At 27.0% G+C, this 18,975-nt stretch carries 15 protein-coding genes; 3 read left to right on the top strand and 12 right to left on the bottom strand.

The annotated features are described in order from the left end of the window. Entirely contained in the window at positions 1-1,686 is a 1,686-nt protein-coding gene (cspC, locus tag ABHC41_RS01560) for a bile acid germinant receptor pseudoprotease CspC (RefSeq protein WP_195236911.1), read from the bottom strand. A 24-nt stretch (positions 1,687-1,710) separates the two neighbouring features. After that, on the bottom strand, positions 1,711-5,067 hold the full coding sequence (cspBA, locus tag ABHC41_RS01565) for a bifunctional germination protease/germinant receptor pseudoprotease CspBA (protein WP_330677993.1): 3,357 nt from the start codon (positions 5,065-5,067) through the stop codon (positions 1,711-1,713). 107 nt (positions 5,068-5,174) lie between these two features. Between cspBA and ABHC41_RS01570 the strand changes: the two genes are divergently transcribed. Both ABHC41_RS01570 and ABHC41_RS01575 read left to right on the top strand, forming a co-directional pair. Beyond that, positions 5,175-6,266, top strand: a complete 1,092-nt coding sequence (locus ABHC41_RS01570) for an AI-2E family transporter (RefSeq protein ID WP_092926793.1) — start codon at positions 5,175-5,177, stop codon at positions 6,264-6,266. 178 nt (positions 6,267-6,444) lie between these two features. After that, positions 6,445-6,795 (top strand): hypothetical protein, encoded by a 351-nt coding sequence (locus ABHC41_RS01575; RefSeq protein ID WP_166505029.1) that lies wholly within the window; start codon positions 6,445-6,447, stop codon positions 6,793-6,795. Positions 6,796-6,822: 27 nt separating this feature from the next. Here ABHC41_RS01575 and ABHC41_RS01580 read toward each other — a convergent pair whose 3' ends face one another. The 4 genes from ABHC41_RS01580 to ABHC41_RS01595 form a co-directional block, all read right to left on the bottom strand. Continuing rightward, positions 6,823-7,029 carry a hypothetical protein gene (locus ABHC41_RS01580; protein WP_195236910.1) on the bottom strand — a complete coding sequence of 69 codons (207 nt, stop codon included), beginning with the start codon at positions 7,027-7,029 and terminating at the stop codon, positions 6,823-6,825. A gap of 42 nt (positions 7,030-7,071) precedes the next feature. Then, a complete protein-coding gene (locus tag ABHC41_RS01585) occupies positions 7,072-8,646 on the bottom strand; it encodes a hypothetical protein (RefSeq protein ID WP_195236909.1) in 1,575 nt (524 codons plus the stop codon). Positions 8,647-8,891: 245 nt separating this feature from the next. Beyond that, complete coding sequence (locus ABHC41_RS01590) at positions 8,892-9,968, bottom strand: peptidylprolyl isomerase (RefSeq protein ID WP_195236908.1); 1,077 nt, start codon at positions 9,966-9,968, stop codon at positions 8,892-8,894. Between the two features lie 167 nt (positions 9,969-10,135). Beyond that, the gene (locus ABHC41_RS01595; RefSeq protein ID WP_166505026.1) at positions 10,136-10,996 is read right to left on the bottom strand and encodes a hypothetical protein; all 861 of its coding nucleotides are present in this window, start codon (positions 10,994-10,996) and stop codon (positions 10,136-10,138) included. Positions 10,997-11,290: 294 nt separating this feature from the next. Between ABHC41_RS01595 and ABHC41_RS01600 the strand changes: the two genes are divergently transcribed. Then, positions 11,291-12,529 carry an NAD(P)-dependent oxidoreductase gene (locus ABHC41_RS01600; RefSeq protein WP_092926802.1) on the top strand — a complete coding sequence of 413 codons (1,239 nt, stop codon included), beginning with the start codon at positions 11,291-11,293 and terminating at the stop codon, positions 12,527-12,529. 32 nt (positions 12,530-12,561) lie between these two features. Here the strand turns inward: ABHC41_RS01600 and ABHC41_RS01605 are convergent, their stop codons facing one another. The 6 genes from ABHC41_RS01605 to ABHC41_RS01630 all read right to left on the bottom strand — a co-directional run bounded on the left by ABHC41_RS01605 (position 12,562) and on the right by ABHC41_RS01630 (position 18,890). Next, positions 12,562-13,137 carry a hypothetical protein gene (locus ABHC41_RS01605; protein ID WP_195236907.1) on the bottom strand — a complete coding sequence of 192 codons (576 nt, stop codon included), beginning with the start codon at positions 13,135-13,137 and terminating at the stop codon, positions 12,562-12,564. 83 nt (positions 13,138-13,220) lie between these two features. Then, complete coding sequence (locus tag ABHC41_RS01610) at positions 13,221-14,180, bottom strand: alpha/beta hydrolase (RefSeq protein WP_195236906.1); 960 nt, start codon at positions 14,178-14,180, stop codon at positions 13,221-13,223. 178 nt (positions 14,181-14,358) lie between these two features. Then, a complete protein-coding gene (locus tag ABHC41_RS01615; protein ID WP_195580909.1) occupies positions 14,359-16,476 on the bottom strand; it encodes a DNA topoisomerase III in 2,118 nt (705 codons plus the stop codon). Positions 16,477-16,621: 145 nt separating this feature from the next. Then, positions 16,622-17,293: a hypothetical protein gene (locus ABHC41_RS01620; protein WP_195580908.1), complete on the bottom strand. Its 672-nt coding sequence runs from the start codon at positions 17,291-17,293 to the stop codon at positions 16,622-16,624. A 614-nt stretch (positions 17,294-17,907) separates the two neighbouring features. Beyond that, positions 17,908-18,414: a superoxide dismutase family protein gene (locus ABHC41_RS01625; protein ID WP_092926812.1), complete on the bottom strand. Its 507-nt coding sequence runs from the start codon at positions 18,412-18,414 to the stop codon at positions 17,908-17,910. 179 nt (positions 18,415-18,593) lie between these two features. Next, complete coding sequence (locus ABHC41_RS01630) at positions 18,594-18,890, bottom strand: hypothetical protein (protein ID WP_195236902.1); 297 nt, start codon at positions 18,888-18,890, stop codon at positions 18,594-18,596. Between the last annotated feature and the right edge of the window lie 85 nt (positions 18,891-18,975).

The following is an 18,975-nucleotide window of genomic DNA, read 5'->3' on the forward strand; positions in this document are numbered from 1 at the left end:
TTATTCAAAGTTATTTGAAATAGAAATAATGGTATCTTTGAGATTTAAAACTCCATATCCTTGAGATACATTTGGGAATGTATATATCTCATTCTTAGTCGCACCAAGCATTAAATATGTTTTTAACTGTTGAGTATATAATGCTTCTTCATACTCATTAGTTTGTTCTTTTATAAACTCCATCATTAATGCTAATACTCCACTTACTACTGATGAACTTACTCCAGTACCTGTCGCTGTATTATATGACTTGTCTTTGTATGTGGAAATTATATCAACACATGGCGCTATTATATCTGGTTTTATCCCCCCATTTTTTACAGGTCCTTTTGATGAACCTATCCATAGGCTATCAGTCCTTCCATTGTATCCACCTATTGTTATTACACTTTCTTGTGTTGCATACATAGTTAGAGTTGCTACTGAATCTGGATCTAGAAATCTAGTATTTTCAGACATTAAATTTTTATTTGGCAAATATAAATCATACTCACCTCTAATTATAAATTCAGGTGCAAGTCTTACATTCCATATACCAGGCTTAACGTCTAGTAGTCTTATTATTAATTCTTGATGTCCTGATTCTAGCCATGGATAAGTAAATTTCATTTCATAGGCTGTGTCTTCTAAGTTAAACTTTCCTCTATATACGTAAAAATCTGGAGAATACATTATTTGATAGCTTACTTCTCCGCCTGGAGATATTATTGATGCCCCAATCTTATCTGGACCAACTGCCACTATTGTTATGTCTAAATTTAACTGTTCTCCTACTTGAATTGTTATATCATTTTTTTCTTCTAAAGATGTAATTATTCCTTGATAATGTATATCTGTATTTCCTTCATTTCCTGCACCACTTACTACTATAATTCCTGGTTTATCTATATCCGAAAATGTTTCTAACATAGTAAGATTTACTATTGATTTTGACATAAGACCTACTGTAAGATTTATTATTAATTCTTTTTTCTCTTTTTTAGCTATATCTAAAACATACTTTATTGCAGCTAAAAAATCTGTTTTTTCATAATTTGTTGTACCTTTTTTGTATCTATCTTTGTATTCTCTAAGTTTTACTATTATTAGTTCACTATCTACGGCCACACCTTTATATTCTCTATTTAACCTTCCATTACCTGATGCAATTCCAGCTGCCATTGTTCCTGTACCCATATTATCTTTAGTTAACGTATCATCATTTTCTTTTATAGCTTGATTTATTTCATCTCTTGTAAATTCACTTCCATATAATAATCCTTTTGGAGGATTTTTTTTCATACTTTCTTGGTCCCATATCGATACTATCCTTGTTGTACCATCTAAATTTATAAAATCTGGGTGTAAGTAATCTATTCCAGAGTCTATTATAGCTATTAATATACCTTTTCCTGTAATATTTATATACGGATTTTTATAAATATAATCAGTTCCAGCAGCGCTAGTAGTACTTTCTCCTTCACTCATATTATTTGTTATATCTATTAATGAACTCATTGGAGCTGAATTTTGCCACCATGCAATAGTATCTATTTTAGTTAATTTTAATTCATCAAAATCTATAGGAACATATATTACTAATATAGTATCATTTAATATTATATATTTTTCTATTTGATTTTTTAATAAATCATTTATTACTTCATCTAAACTACCTTGATACACTATAATATAAGATTTTTCCACAGTGATTTTACTCCCTATCTAACTTTATTTTAATTGATTAAACATTCCAATTATATCTAGCTCTCCATATCCATAACTTTCATTTGGATAAATTATTTCCTTATTTCTTTTTGCACCTGCCTGAAGAAAAGTTCTTATCATTGTTGTGAATGATTTTTGTTTATAATAGCCTTCAACTAATGTGTACTGTAAGTAAAAACTAACAGCTCCAGATACATACGCAGCTGATGCTGCAGTTCCAGTTATAGTGGCATACTTATTATCTGGGTATGTTGATATTATGTTTACCCCTGGAGCTATTATGTCTGGCCTTAACAAACCATTTATAGTTGGTCCTCTTGAAGTAGGTGGCCATAAACTATTATTTATTATGTTATATGCTCCTACTGATATAACATCACTATATGTAGAAGGATAATTTATAGTATTATTTGGACTTGAATCTCTAAACTGAGTCCCTGGTTTTATAAGCACTCTATTTGGTAGATATATATTATAGATTCCATTACTTATGTATTCTCCTCTTAATCTAATCTTCCATACACCTTTTGTTACATTCTTTAGTCTTATTATAGTTTTTTGCTGACCTGAAAACGATGTTGGATATATATAAGTTATTGCATACCATGTACCTTCAAAATCAAATATTCCCGTTACTTCATTAAAATTTTCAACTTCAATGAACTTACTTACTTCTCCACTTGGTGATATTACTGCTACACTAGCCTTATCTGGTTTATTTATCCATAAATTAATATCAAGAAATTCTTCATCTTCAGCAAGTTCCAATTCTATATCTTGCTCATCTCCATTAAAATTAATCACTCCTGTAGCATGAGTTCTAGTATTGCCTTCATTTCCAACTGCAGATACAAGGCATACTCCTCTACTAAATAATGGTGTATCTGATAATATCCTCTGTGTAGCTCCTACTACGTCATTACTTCCTAAAGATATATTTATTACCAAAGGCATTTTCGCTTCTGCTGCTTTTTTATAGGCATAATCCATCGCAGCTTCTACAAGTGCATTATTATAATTTCCATCAATTTTTTTTAGTTTTACGATTATCAACTCTGCATCTGGAGCTACACCTTCATATCGTTTATCTATATTTCCAAGTCCTGCACATATACCACTTAACATTGTACCTGTTCCCTCTTCATCTACTGACAAAGACTTATCATTTTCTAAAATTGCTTTATTTATTTCTTCTCTTGTATATTCTGTACCTATATAAAACTCATTTGGTGGTCTACCATCTTTAGTTTGATCCCATAAATATAATATTTTAGATGTTCTGTCTGGATATATAAAATCTTCATGTAAGTAATCTATTCCAGAATCGATTATAGCTATTAATACACCTTTACCGGTTAAATTTATATTTATATTATCTTTAAAAAAATTTGCACCAATTTCCTCTGTGGCTACAACTCCGTTCTCTATCCCTCTAGTTATAGTTCCTAGTGAGTTCATTGTTATTATAGGTTCTGAGGTTTTATAAGAGCTTAAACGTTTTATTGTACTAATCTTATTTTGTTCTCCTAAAGGTATCATTAATATTCCATTTTTATCACTTATAGGATAAAACTTATAATCTAAATTTGTTTTTTTTAATTCTTCTTCAAATCCAGGTCCATGAAAAATTTGAATATATGTTTTTATATCGTCTGGAATTTCTAGTCTTCTAAGCTTTTTCGCTTTTTTTTTATTACTTCTATATAAAAAATCGTATTCATTATTCATTTGAGACATACTACTCAAATCTACATTTGATAAATCAAAAAGGCCGTATCCCATAGAGTTATTTGGGTATCTATATACAGGGTTTCTTCTAGCTTCCTTTATAAGAAATGCTCTTAACTTTTGACCATAAAAAAATAAATCATTTCTATTTACAATTCCCCATTCCATTAAGAGCGCTGCCGAGCCAGTCACATGTGGAGTAGCCATACTCGTTCCTGTTAAAGCACCTAAACTCCCACCTGGTAATACTGATAGTATATCTTCTCCTGGAGCTAGTAAGTCTGGCTTAATTACATTTCTTTCTATATCCCCTTCTCCTGAGAATACAGATACATTGTCAGTTCTTGAGTTAAAACTTCCAACAGTTATTACCTTACTTGCAGTTCCTGGAACAGTTACAGTCAAATTTTTATCTGCACCTAAAAATCTAGTATCTTTGCTTATTCCTTCTGACGTTGGTAGGTATATATTTACATTTCCTACGACTACATCTATAGGCGTAAATACCAATTTCCATATTCCCGCATTTATAAATGTATTCGATGTCATTTGAAGAGTAACCCTTCTTATAAGAGAATATGGTGCTATAGGGTAAAAGTATCCTTTTATTCTAGTTGCACCTATTATATTTCTTATTTCTCCTGATGTTAATGATATTTCTTGCGTTTTAGCGTTAGATGGACTTACCAACCTAACACTAAAATTATCAATAAAGTCAGGCCATATATTTATATTTAGTATCTTTTCTGAATCACCTACTACAAATTCAACTTCAACTTCTCTATCTTGCTTTATGTTTATATTTCTATGTCCGCCTTTGTCTGCATTATTTCCAGCTGCAACAACTATATTATTCTTCCAAAATGAACACATATCATCTATATATTGTTCAAATAACGATAATCCTCTATGAGATCCTTCATTACTACCATAGCTTATATTTATAACAATTGGCATTAATAGTTCTAATGCTTTATTTAATACAAATTTTATAGCCCTCATAAACTCTGTACTTCTAGAAAAAACATCAGTTGATCTATTTCCAACTCTTACAACTATTAATTTAGCTTCATTTGCAATTTGAGCGCATATCCCTGCTACATGAGTTCCATGGGCACTAGTTGCAGATACCGGTATTATCTTTTCTCCTCTTATTGCACTATTTATATCTTCATTTGTATAAAGAGTACCATTTCTAAATCCTTCTGGAGGGTTTCCCTGTATTGATTGGTCCCAATAATAAAGTATTTTTGAATTTCCCTGATTATCTTTAAATACATCTAAATTGTAATCTATCCCCGAATCAATGATACCTATTATTGTTCCTTTTCCACTTAGATTATTTAAATTCTTAAACCTAGTTATTCCAGTTCTCGAAAAACTTTGTACATCTTGAGTGGTTAATATAAATGGTTTTTCTATAAATACTATTTGAGGATAATTAAGTAGCGCATCAATTTTTTCTGCACTATCAGCTGTTATTATGGCGTAATTATATTCTAAAATTTCTACGAATACCCCTAATTCTTGTTGTATAAACGAAATATCTCCATTATATCTGACAATTACTTCAAATTCGATAAAAACACCCCCTATGCTTATACCTATATTTATTTTTGCTATTTCTAATATTTATAATATATATGTATGTATTTATGCTAAATTTATTGTATAATACATATATTGATTTATTTTAAATCAATTAAGATAAAATATTAGATTAGAAAGGATGTATTAATTTGAAAAATAAAAAAATTAATCTAAGTCTCGTACTTACATTAGTAGTTTCTTATATAATAATAAAACTTATAGATAATTATCAGTACTTCTTAGGTATTTTGAAAGTTTTATTTTCGCTTTTAACTCCATTTGTTATAGCATTTGTATTAGCATATATATTCACTCCTATTGTTAGTTTCTTAGAAAATAAGTTTAAGATTAAAAGGATATTTGCTTTATGTATAACATATGGATTTTTACTTCTTATAATAGGTTCTTTCATATTCATTACAGTACCTATATTAATAAGTAGTTTAGCAGATATAATAAGTCAAGTTCCTTTATATGCTGAAAAGACTCAAACTTTTCTTATACAGATTGGTGATAGCTTAAAAAATGTTGATCCAAATACTTTAAAATCAGTAGGAGATAAACTATTTTCTGCTATGCCACAAATAAGTAATTTACTAATAGGATATTTAGGACAAGTATTTTCAACTACATTCTCAATATCTAAATTTATTGTACAATTTGTATTAGCGTTTATAATATGCTTTTACATTATTCTCGAAAAAGAAGATTTCTTTTCATTTTATAAAAAGACTCTAAACGTAATATTTGGTCAAAAGTTTTGTAATTTAACTTTAGATATTGGAAGTACCTTAAACGAAAATATAGGTAAATATTTCACAGGAAAAATAATAGATTCTGCTATAGTTGGTTTAATATCAGGTATAGGTCTTCAGCTTATTGGGTCTCCATATTCTTTATTATTTGGAGTTTTAATGGGAGTTACAAACTTAATTCCTTATTTTGGACCTGTTATTGGTATGACACCAGTCGTATTAATAAATATATTTTATAACCCTAGTATAGCAATATTTTCATTAGTATATTTAATGCTGGTTCAACAAGTTGAGATTGCCTTTATAGAACCTAAAATAGTCGGTGGTCAGCTAGGGCTTAGTCCATTTTTAACTATACTTGCTGTAACAATTGGTGGCGGTTTTTTTGGTATACCAGGTATGATTTTATCAGTTCCTATAATGGGTGTTATAAAGATATATCTTAATAAATTTTTTGATTATAAACAAAATCAACTAAATATATAAAAAATGAGTAGCATATGCTACTCATTTTTTATATATTTACTGTTTATGTATAAATTAATTACGATATTGTAATCATAAGTAACAGGGGTGTAACTATTATATTTTGATAATTATGTTAATATTTAATTATAGAAATAATATTTATATAATTAAAATAATTTATGAAAGTTGGTGTATTATGAAAAAGGCAATTATAGTTTTATCTATCTTATGTGGTTGTTTAATTATTCAACAACCTTTACAAAAAGTTGTTTTTGCTCAACCTGCTATCACAATTTCAAATAATCAACATGAACTTACTAAAGAAGATGCTAAAAACCTTCTTATAAAATATAATGATAAAGTAGATTATATATATCAAGGAGATGCTAGTAAATTCGAATATCTAAAATCTAAAAATCTTGAAGGATATGTATTCTTACCAGATGTAGAAACAGATATTGGATATTTTGTTGATAAAAATACTAGTGATATATACTATTTCCATCCAAGTGGATATTTAGAACTAGTAAATGATATAAAAAAATAAAAGGAGTGGATACCCACTCCTTTTATTTTATGAATTTTCTTCGATTTTTTTACTAAGCCTAGATAACATCTTCTTAGAAAAGTCTGATATATCTTTTGGGATACATGTATACGTAGATAATATTGAATAGATTTCAATGGCTCTTTTGTAGTCTCTTTTGCCTGCATATGACTTAAAAGCTTCTTCTGCTAAGTCTTTTGAAGCACTGCTTATTTGTTCATATCTTCTTCTCAAAACCATCTCTCCTCTAATAAAGTATATCTACTTATATGTTTTTTATTGATGATTTATTACTGGTTCTTCTATATCCACATCTTCATCGCTAACTTTTCTTTTTATAATTTCAATATTACTATGTTTTGAATATTTGTCATCTTTATTAGCTTTTACATAAACTTCTAGGTCTACATTTTCATCAGAAAGTTTTATTGTATATTTATTACTTTCTATATTGCTTTCAAAAAGCACAAATCCTTCATCTTGATTTAAGTTGTTTTTAACGTAAATACTGTATTTAACATTTTTTATATCTAATTTATCCCAAGTAAGTGTTGCTAAATTATTATTATTATCTATAGATGCTTTTAGATTTTTAACTTCTACATTCTGTATATCTTCATCTATTGGTTTTATATTTATAGTGTTACTTGGATTTGTCATACCATATTTAGTCTTACCAGCTACGTATATGCTTATATTTGGTATTTTACCATCTATTAAATCTATTTCTATATTTTTGTGTACAGTATTTGAATCTAATTTATCCTTTTGTACTTTTATTGAATCATATAAATTAAAATCTGGATCATTTAATGAATTATTTTTTAAGTATATATAATATTCATTTACATCATCTATATAATCCCAAGATAATTTAACTAAAAGTTTACCATCTACTATCTCATATAAAGCTTTTATATTCTCTACTTTGTTGCTTGTAACTGACTCCTTACTAACATTTATAGTTACTATTTTTTCTTTTTCACCACAGATTATTCTTATCTTTTCTTTTCCTTCTTTTATTCCAGTTATAACTCCTGTGTTTTTATCAAGACTTATATTTCTGTCTACTCCTAATTTATTTTCAACTAGTTCATATCTTATCTTAGGATGTTTAAGTCCAACAGGCATAGTTATTATATCTGGTTTTAACTTTTTACTTTTTTCAAGTCCTACTTCTATAGTACTACTTATAGATATTTCTGCAATCTTTGCTTGTATATTATACTTTAAAGTTTCTACCATATCTTTAGACTTTATATACACCTTAGCACTACCTACACCCACAGCTTCTATTTTATTGTCCTCTATTTTTATAACATCTTCATTACTACTTTCATAAAATACTTTCTCTTTTTCCTTAAATTTGTCATAGTCTACTTTAACTTCTGATGTTATAGTAGCAATATCTCCTACATACTTTAAATTATTATCAACATCATACGTTATATCCTCAACTTTCGGATCTATAACTCTTACATTAACTTTCCTTAGTACTCTTTGATTTTTCATAACACCTATAGTTGATATTCCTTCTTTTTTACCTATTAATTCATTTCCTTTTATCTCTAGAATATTCTTACTATCTAATACATTAAACCAAATATCAGGTTTTTTTGCATAAGATGGTATACAAATATAATCTCCACTAGATAGTTTAACTTTATCATTTAATTTTATAGTATATTCATCTATATCTGTAACATAATCTCCATTTACTACTTTAAGTTCTATACCTCTTACAATAGGACTTAAAACTCCAAATTTAAAAAGAAAGTACTGCAAAAATACTAATATAGGTAAAGATACTAATATGAATAACCACTTGCTGTTTTTACTAACTTTCTTCATTTAACCACATCCTTTATGACAATTCATTTTACCTATGATTAAATCTTAGTGTACTAATATCTATATTAATTCCATATGTTTACTAAAATTCCTTTAAAACACCTTTTATTATCATATTTGATTATTATCCATAAAGTTAAACTCTAATCATTCTTGCATTTAAGTATAACTTTATAGTTAAATAAAAAAATTTTACAATAAATAAAAGCTACAGATTTAGGAATACCTATATCTGTAGCAAAATATTATCTATCTTTTACTTGGACATTATACTTTTCTATTAAATTATCGACAACATTACTTTGTTTTTCATATGATAGTTTATACTTTAATTCTTCTTTTATATCATCAAAGTTTTCTTGCTTTTCATCAGTCTTTTTTATTATGTGATATCCAAATTGAGTTTCTACAGGTTCTTTGCTTATTTCACCTACTTTTAAAGCAAATGCTTCTTTTTCAAATGGCTCAACCATTTGACCTTTTGTAAAGAAATCAAGGTCTCCTCCATTGTCTTTACTACTATCTTCAGAATATTCTTTTGCTAATGTAGCAAAATCTTCTCCAGCTTGAGCCTTTTTAAGTATTTTATCTATTTCTTCTTTAATCTTTTTCTTTTCATCTTCACTTACATCATTTCCATCTTTATCTGTAGTTTTAAGAAGTATGTGAGATGCTCTAACCTTTAAGAATTCATCTTTGTTTTTATCATAATAGTTTTTAGCTTCTTTATCACTTACTTCTGAAGCCTTTTTTATATATTTAGTAGCTATAATTTCTTTTTCTAAATCTTTTTCAGAATCTTTCTTGCTTATTCCAAATTTATTTATATATTCTTCTTCTGATATTCCAAATTGTTTACTAATACTTTCCATTAAAGATTTATATTCAGCATCTATTTCTTCTTGTGTAGCTTTTATACCATCCTTTTTACCTTCTAAATATAATACTTCTGTTGTAGTCATATAATCTATCATGCTATCTTCATAAGCTTTTATTTGTTCATCCGTCATTTCTGTTTTACCATTTATATAAAATAAAGGTTCCATCTTTTTTTCAAGTTCTTTTCCCGTTATTTTAGTATCTCCAATTGTTGCTATTACCTTATTATCGCTATAATTTTTGTGTGTTGCTGGTAACTTTCTTCCAACATTTTTTCCTGTAGTAAATCCTACTCCTATGCATAATATACCTACTAATGAAGTTATCATAGCAGTTTTTACTATTCCTTTATTTTTTTTAGCTGGCTTTACTTCTTTTTTTTCTCCCTTTTCATTTTCAATTTCATGTTCATCTAAACTATTTATTTTCTTATCTTCAGACATTTACATCCTCCCTAATACCTATTTTTTATAACTATTTATATTTTACATTATTTGAAATGTAAATAAAATTAAAATTTAATAAAGTAATATACTCTTATTTCTGTCATTAATTATTTTAGTATATATAAGTGAATGGTAATTGAAGTGCTTATGAATTTATTATGAATTTAAATATTTCTTAAACTATATCTTATTTCATATCTACCTACTTTTGTATTTTTTTCTTTTAGCATTTTAACAACTTCTTTTTTATCTTTTTTTAAATGATTCGCACATTCATCTAAAGACTTAAATATCTCTATTACTTCTCCTTTTGTGTCTATAAGTTCTACTTTCTTTTTCCCCCCTCTTTTAATTATTGATTTATATTTATTAAAATACTCATCATACTCTTCATCTATACACTCAAATATATAGTGCATTTTCACAGGGTCTAATTTATCACTACATAATATTTCTTCTCTTTTTTCCTTTGATATTTTTGAAGTAAATATTTTATTATTTAATATCGTTAAAATCTGAGAGGGCTTTTTATTACTATCCAAATAACTTTCATACTCTTTTTCAAGATTTAACTCTTTACTTAAATACTTTATAGCTCCTCCTAGATAATCAGTATATCCATACTTTAGGTTTTCCTTTATATACTCAATAGGAATTCCTAGATTTTTAGCACACTCTTTATGTGTCTTAAAAACTCTCTCTTCTTTTGTATATACATCTATAGCTTTAATAGACATACCTCTTTTTATTTTTATATCTTTTATATAACATTTATCGTCTTCACTAACAATTTCTATACTTTTATTTTCAATTTTTTCTTTTTTATGTTCTTTACTTTCATTATAAGTCCTATCTTCATTATGTATTCCATCTTTTTTAACTTCTTTTATTTCACTTATTTTATTATTTTTATCTGGTTTTACAATCTCTTCTTTATATACTACTTTATCTTTTTTATGTATTTTTGAGTTATCTTTATTTTGTTCTACTAAATGTTTTACCTTATTTATAAATTTCTTTAACAACACTTTTCCTCCCTAAAATTGTCGATATTATATGTATTATGCCTTATAATATATTACTAAAATATACGTTATTAGTAAACTAATTCTATAATTTTATTAATTAATTATTTAACACAGATTTTTGGGTATCATGTAATAATTTCTGTATATAATTATCCTTTTTTCTGTTATAATATAACATAATATAACTTATTTCGAGTTAATTAGTGTACTTTATATTTATATATAATATACCTTTAATATAATTTAGTACATCATATTTTATATCATAATATAATAAAGGGTGGTAATATAATGCTTAAAAACTTAAATGAAGCCAACAAATGTATTAATTGTAAAAATGCAAGATGTCAAAATAATTGTCCTATAAATACTCCAATCCCTCAAATTATTGAGCTATACAAGGATGGTAAAATAAAAGAAGCTGGTAAAATACTATTTGAAAATAATCCTTTATCAGCAATATGTGCCATAGTATGTCCACATGAAAACCAATGTAGAGGTAATTGTATAAAAGGCATAAAAGGTGAACCTGTACGTTTTCATGATATTGAACATGAAATATCTAGCGAATATTTAGAAGATATAACTCTAAAAAAACCAAAACAAAATGGTGTTAAAGTTGCTGTTGTAGGTTCTGGTCCTGCTGGTATTACAGTTGCACTTAACTTAGCTTTAAGAGGCTACGATGTTACTATATTTGAAAAAAATGAAAAAATAGGTGGAGTATTAACTTATGGTATACCATCTTTTAGACTGCCAAGAACTAATATTGATTTATTAGAAAAAAGACTAAAAGAATTAGGCGTTAAAATAAAAATAAACTCGCTTATAGGTCCTGTAGTTACTTTATCTAAACTATTTGAGGATGGATATAAATCTATATTTATCGGTACTGGTGTTTGGAATCCAAGAAGACTTGATATAAAAGGTGAATCTCTTGGACATGTTCACTATGCTATTAACTATCTAAGATCCCCTGAAAGTTATGACCTTGGAAATAAGGTTATAGTAATAGGTGCTGGTAATGTAGCAATGGATGCTTCTAGAAGTGCAAAATACTTTGGCTCAGATTGTGTAGAAATATTCTATAGAAGAGACTTTGATAGTATGAGTGCTACAAAGCATGAAATACATGAAGCTCAAAATGAAGGTGTTTTATTTAAAACTTTCAAGGCCCCTGTTGAAATAGTTGATGAAGGTATAATATTTGAAGATACTGAAGTTGTATTAAATGAAGATGGCACTGAGTCTTTAGTTTCTATAGAAGGAAGTCAAAAGCTATATGAATGTGATAGCATATTAATAGCTATTAGTCAAATTCCTAAAAACAATATAGTTATAAACAATAAAGGTCTTGATACTAAAAATAATGGACTTTTAATGACTAACGAGTTTGGCCAAACTACAAGAGAAGGTGTATTTGCCTGTGGGGATGTTACAAATGGAGCTAAGACTGTTATAGAAGCTGTTGTAGATGCTAAAAAAGTTTGTGATTCTATGGATAACTACCTTAAGCAATTTATTAAATAAAAAAAAATTCCTAGATATCTAGGAATTTTTTTTTATTTAATAAGATTTAATTTCTTATAACTACTCATTATTATAGGGATCATAACTAAAGAACCAATTAGAGCATCTATCATATCTATAACTGTATCCTTAAGCCCACCTACTTGCATATTAGTTCCTATAAAAGTATCTAATAAAAATTCAATTATTTCCCATAAGCTCGCTACCCCCATGCTAAACATAAATAGGTATATAATTATAAATATTTTGCTTATAGATTTTATTTTGTTATCATTAAAAAATAACAATAATGAATATGCTACACTACAACTTATAAGACCTGACCAAACATGTAAAAAATCATCATAATGATTTATGTCGTAAAAATCATAGCAAGAACCTAATAAAGAAGATATCATTATAAATAAGGCTAATACTAAATATAAATTGTCATTTATAAGCCTTTTATTCTTTTGATTTATCTTATGAAGCGCTATTGTAGCTATCAAGCAAAAAGATGCTATACCTATGTTTCTTATTTCACCATTTTTAAAAAATAATATAAGAGATATTGAGTATAAAATATATAAAGCATATGTTGTATATTTCGTTGATTTTTTATTACCCATAATAATCACTCTTTTCCTATTATTGTATTATTTATATATTAATTTTAATATGTGTTTATAACTTACTATTTTAACATTTTTTATTATCCATTATTAATTACATTTTTATCTATAAAGTTAAATATTCTATTAAAATATTCATCTCCTAATATTTCATATCCGTTTACATGCCCAACATTATCTATAAGCCATAATTCTTTTTTATCATGCGGTATATTTTCATATATTATCTTACTACTTTGTGGTGAGCATACCTTATCTTCTTTTCCATGTATTAAGAACATTGGAGTAGTTATATTTTGAACTTCTTTATAAGGTTTTACATCTTCATAGGAAAATCCTGATTTTACTTGTGTGTATATATCTCCCATAAATTTTGCATATCCTACAGGAAGTAGTGGTATATTTTCAGCCTCTATTCCAAGTCTTATTGCATCAGCCATTTCATGATATGGTGAATCTACTATATAAAAGTCTACATATTTATTTTTTTCATTTAAACTAGAGTGCATAAGTGCAGTACCTGCTCCCATTGAATGTCCATGTACCCCAAGTAAACCATTAGGGTATCTTTCATGTATAAATTTAGCTACATTTTCTAAATCATATCTTTCATATAGTCCAAAAGTATAATCATCTCCTCCAGTATTTCCTGTATGTCTTTGATTATATATAACTGCATTGTATCCTTTTTCTAAGTACTCATATGCCTTATCTAAATATTCATAATAATAACTTTCTATACCATGAACTAATATAACAGTCTTATCTGTTTTTATGTTTGACTTTATAAGCTTAGCTTCTATTTTATAACCATTTTCTGGTGAATCTATAAATACATCTTCATTTTCATAATTTTTAAGTCTTTCTAGTGGCTTATTTTCTCTACTTGAAAATACTTCTACAACATCTTCATTTTTTATTTTCTGACTAGAACCTACCGAACCATCATAAACTAAATATCCTATAAATGTAGATACTCCTATAAATACTGTCAAAGACAATCCTATTACTTTTAATCTTATTTTATTGCTTTTATTCATATTTTTCTCCTTTGTTACCTAGTACTAAAACCTAGTATACAATATTTTTTATTATTTTTCTACATGTTTACAAGTTTTTTATTTTAAATTAAAATAAAGCATCTTACTATGTTTAGTAAGATGCTTTATTTACTATAGGTAATAATTTATAAATTCTTTAATATCTACACTTAGTATACTATTTCTTTAACTTAGCTAAAGCCTCTGCAAATGGATTATTAAATACTTCCTCATTTTTGTTTTGATTTTTTAGATACTTATTAATATCTTTTTTAGATGCTTTATTTTTTTCTTCACTTTTTCTTTTGTTAAAGGCACTTAACTTTTCTCTATGCCCACAGCTACAAACAAAAGTCTTTCCTTCTCCTTCTCCACGAAGTTCTAATCTCTTATGGCATACTGGACATCTTGCATTAGTAGTTTGGGATATAGTCTTTCTAGTATTACATTCTCTATCTTCACATACTAACATCTTTCCTCTTTTACCTTTAACTTCAAGCATATATTTTCCACATTCTGGGCATTTATTTTTGGTTAAATTATCATGCTTAAATTTACTATCACTATCCTTTATTTCTCTAACTATATCTTTTGAGTATTCTTTCATTTCATTTATAAATACATTTTTATTAAGCTTTCCTTTTGATATATCTGTAAGCTTAGTTTCCCATGTTGCTGTTAATTCTGGTGTTTTTAATTCATTTGGTACTAATTCTAATAATTGTTTACCCTTTGATGTAATATGTATTTCTTTTCCTTTTTTCTCTACTACAAACGTATTAAATAATTTTTCTATTATATCTGCTCTAGTGGCTACTGTTCCAAGATTACTTTTTTCCATAAGAGTAAGAAGGCTTCCTTCATTTAGATATGATGGAGGATTAGTTTTTCCAATAGTTTTATTAATATTTGATATACTTAAAATTTCGCCTTCTTTTACTACTATTACATTACCATAATCTTCATCATCATCTAAGTCTTTATAGTTTTCTCTATATCCTAGATTTATCACTCTATTTCCTTTAAATATAAAGTGCTCATCTTCAATACTAGCATTTATTAACGTTTGTTCATACTCAAATGGAGGGCAAAGTACTGATAAGAACCTTTTAACAACAAGGTCATATATTTTTCTTTCTTTGTCGCTTAACTCACCTAAAAATACTCTTTCTTCTGTAGGTATTATTGCATGGTGGTCTGTTACTTTTTTATCATCTACAAATGATTTATTTGCCTTTATATTAGACTTTAGTATTTTATTACATACTCTAGAGTAATCACTTATACTAACGGCCTTAACTCTATCTCTTAAGGTTTCTACTATATCAGATGTTAAATATCTAGAATCTGTTCTTGGATATGTAAGTACTTTATGGTGTTCATATAGCTTTTGCATTATAGATAGCGTTTCTTTAGCAGAATATCCATATATTTTATTTGCATCTCTTTGTAATTGAGTTAAATCATATAATCCTTGCGAATATTTTTTATTTAAAGTTTTATCTACCTTTATTATCTTTAAATTTTTTCCTTTTATTTTGTTTATTATTTTATCTATCTTTTCTTCATTAAAACTACTACTTTGATTATTTTTATCTATCCAAGTAAATAAAATATCTGAATTTCCTTTATTGGATTTTAGATTTATTCCATAATAATTTCTTGGCTTAAACTCTATTATTTCTTTTTCTCTTTTATATATCATTCCTAATGTTGGTGTTTGTACTCTACCACAAGAAAGCTGTGCATTATACTTTGTTGTGAGTGCTCTAGTTGCATTTATACCAACTATCCAATCAGCTTCTGCTCTAGCTATTGCTGAGTAGTATAAATTGTCATATTCTTTTGCATCTTTTAATTTGTTAAATCCATCTTTTATAGCTTTATCTGTATTTGACGATATCCATAAACGCTTTAAAGGCTTTTTGACTTGTATTTTATCTATTATCCATCTAGCTACAAGTTCTCCTTCACGCCCTGCGTCTGTAGCTATTACTATCTCACCTACATCGTCTCTTATCATTTGAGATTTTACTGTATTAAATTGTTTGCTAGTCTTTTTTATAACTACTGTTTTCAAATATTTTGGAAGTATTGGTAAGTCATCTATATTCCATGATTTATACTTTTGACCATAGCTTTCTGTATCTGCTAGCGTTACTAAGTGTCCTAGCGCCCATGTTACTATATATTTACTTCCTTCTATATATCCATTTTTATCTTTATTGCATCCTAATACCCTAGCTATATCTCTTCCTACTGAAGGCTTTTCTGCTAGTACCAATGTTTTTTTCATATTTATTTCCTTTCTTCTAGGCTAAATTTAAATAAGCCTCTACGTTGTTCTATTTATAATATTACCATATTTTATACATAAATAATAAAAATAAGTAAAGGATAGTTAACTTCTAGCTAACTATCCTCTATATTATATTTTTAGTTTATCTATAAAAAATTTCTTCAAATGATGCATGATCAAAAACTTCTTGTTTTTTACCATCTATTAAAACATTCACACCCTTTATCCACTCACCATCATAATCTCTTTGTAGTAGTGTTTCTACTATTGTCTTTTGATTTATATATCCACCTGTTGAACCCTGGAAGTGTTGTCTCCAAGAATTTTCATCTACTAGGTTTATTGTAGCTATCCCATCATTTATTGACTCTAATTGTATATTTGCTTTTTCATCTTTAAAATAGTCTTTCTTTAAAGATGATAATAAAGCATTTATTTTGTTTTCTAGCGTATCGTCTTTATCTATATTATGTATGTCTTTTAGTACTATCCTTTTATCATTATCTTCAGAGTCAAATGTGTATAATTTAAAATCTATTACTCCTTTAGAATTTTCAATATTTATATTTTCCTTATTGATTTCTTCTAGATTTTCAATAGATTCTTCTTTTTCTGTATTTATACTATTATCATTTTTATCACTATTTTCTATTCCTTCTTTATTAATTTCTTGTTCTTTATTATCTTTATATGTATCTTTATTTTCCTCTATACTAAGTTTGTTTGTACTATCATTATTTTCTATTGTTGCGTCTGAACATCCTACTAATGTTATACTAAGTGCTAATGCTAGTAACCCTATTTTGATTTTCATATGTATCTCCCCTTTTGGTTATATTATTTATACTATCATACCAAATTTTATGCATAATATGATTACAATAAAAAAACAAAATAAAAGACAATGGATTTAATGGTGTAACCATCAAATCTATTGCCTTTTACAAAGCTATATGCTTTTCCCTCTTTTTGACTTTTATTAGATAATACTTGCTTCTTAGCATTTAGCCATCTATTGGTTTTGACCTTATTAGCTAACAGCCATAGATTAAAATGAGGTAGTTTTAGCCTAGGTGAACTATCTAATATGATAAAATATCTCGTCTTCTAAACACCCAATAGGTACTAGTAAAAGGTTCGGCAATCCGAGCTTTTATCTAGTGTGCTTAGATACACAATTAATTGTGTAGTTATATATTAACCATTTTTAAAAAAATAATTCATATTTTTTTAAATTTTTATTAATATTTATAAAAATTTAAAAACGAATAATCATAATAAGAAAATTTTCTTTTATTATAAAAGTTAAATACTCTTTTTAATGGTGATACATTTTATTTAAACCTAATATCAAATCCTTAAGCGCACTAATCCTATTAGATTTAACAACTTATTATATTAATCATATAAAGTTTAAGATTTTAACTACTAATAATAATGAATAACTCCACATGCCCATCGCTTTCCTGAATTTCCTGCAGGTTGTGAAGTAAAATCATCATATCCTTCATGAAGTATAAAAGATTTTCCTATAACTTCATCTACAGTAAACCTATTGGTAAATACAGAAAGTATCCCTATTCCATTAGCAGATAGTATTGGCGGTAAATCTCCTGCATGCATAGGGTGTTCTGTGTTGGTTGAATTATAATGAGATTTTGCAGAAGTAAATGGATTATTTTTATCTTCTATTGAACAATCGCCTACTTCATGGATATGAAATCCATGAAACGAACTAGTTTGATTATTTATACTAGGTATTCCTGTTATATATGCCTTTACATATACCCCCTCTTCTAATTGATACAGGTATACTATTCCTTTTATACAAGATGCTAATGGTCCTCCATTTATTTGAGCATATGCATTTGGTTTAGATGGTTTGTATCCAGAAAATATTTTTTGAATATCATATTTTGGGCAAGAATTATCCATGATGCACCTCCTTATAATGAAATACATTTCTATCGCTATATATCTTATGATTTACATTAATAGAATGTTAATATTTATTTCATATAATTTTAGATGCTTTTTATGAGATTTTGACGTAATTAATTTTTAATGATTTAAAAATAAAAAATCTCCATCTTATTTTGATGGAGATTTTTTAATTAAAAGTGTAATAGTCCAATGTCACATTCTATAGAGAACTTATCTCTACTCATTAGCCCGCCATAAGATATATTCATAAAAAATATTTGGCAATCCAATCTTTTATTTATTATTATCTTATATCCATCAACTTCATGAAGTACATCATCTTCCTTCATTTCGTCTAACATAAAGTCTAATTTTGCATCTTCATATATAGATGGACGATTTTTATATATTCTTATATATTTATGCTTGCTATTTTCTAATATTTTATCAAATTGTTTTTTAGCTTCTTGAGTTATTAATATATCCATATTATCAGTCTCTCCTATCCTTATGTCTCTTTAATATTATACCATATTTATAAAAATAATTATTTCTAATAGTTTAAAATTTATT

Origin of the sequence: Romboutsia sp. 1001216sp1 (assembly GCF_039841805.1) — a bacterium.
GTDB lineage: Bacteria > Bacillota > Clostridia > Peptostreptococcales > Peptostreptococcaceae > Romboutsia_C > Romboutsia_C hominis.

Coding starts and splice junctions, on each gene's coding strand:
- ABHC41_RS01575 (WP_166505029.1), top strand. CDS start 6,445: ATGAAAAAGGCAATTATAGTTTTATCTATCTTATGTGGTTGTTTAATT.
- ABHC41_RS01585 (WP_195236909.1), bottom strand. CDS start 8,646: ATGAAGAAAGTTAGTAAAAACAGCAAGTGGTTATTCATATTAGTATCT.
- ABHC41_RS01590 (WP_195236908.1), bottom strand. CDS start 9,968: ATGTCTGAAGATAAGAAAATAAATAGTTTAGATGAACATGAAATTGAA.
- ABHC41_RS01600 (WP_092926802.1), top strand. CDS start 11,291: ATGCTTAAAAACTTAAATGAAGCCAACAAATGTATTAATTGTAAAAAT.
- ABHC41_RS01605 (WP_195236907.1), bottom strand. CDS start 13,137: ATGGGTAATAAAAAATCAACGAAATATACAACATATGCTTTATATATT.
- ABHC41_RS01610 (WP_195236906.1), bottom strand. CDS start 14,180: ATGAATAAAAGCAATAAAATAAGATTAAAAGTAATAGGATTGTCTTTG.
- ABHC41_RS01615 (WP_195580909.1), bottom strand. CDS start 16,476: ATGAAAAAAACATTGGTACTAGCAGAAAAGCCTTCAGTAGGAAGAGAT.
- ABHC41_RS01620 (WP_195580908.1), bottom strand. CDS start 17,293: ATGAAAATCAAAATAGGGTTACTAGCATTAGCACTTAGTATAACATTA.
- ABHC41_RS01625 (WP_092926812.1), bottom strand. CDS start 18,414: ATGGATAATTCTTGCCCAAAATATGATATTCAAAAAATATTTTCTGGA.
- ABHC41_RS01630 (WP_195236902.1), bottom strand. CDS start 18,890: ATGGATATATTAATAACTCAAGAAGCTAAAAAACAATTTGATAAAATA.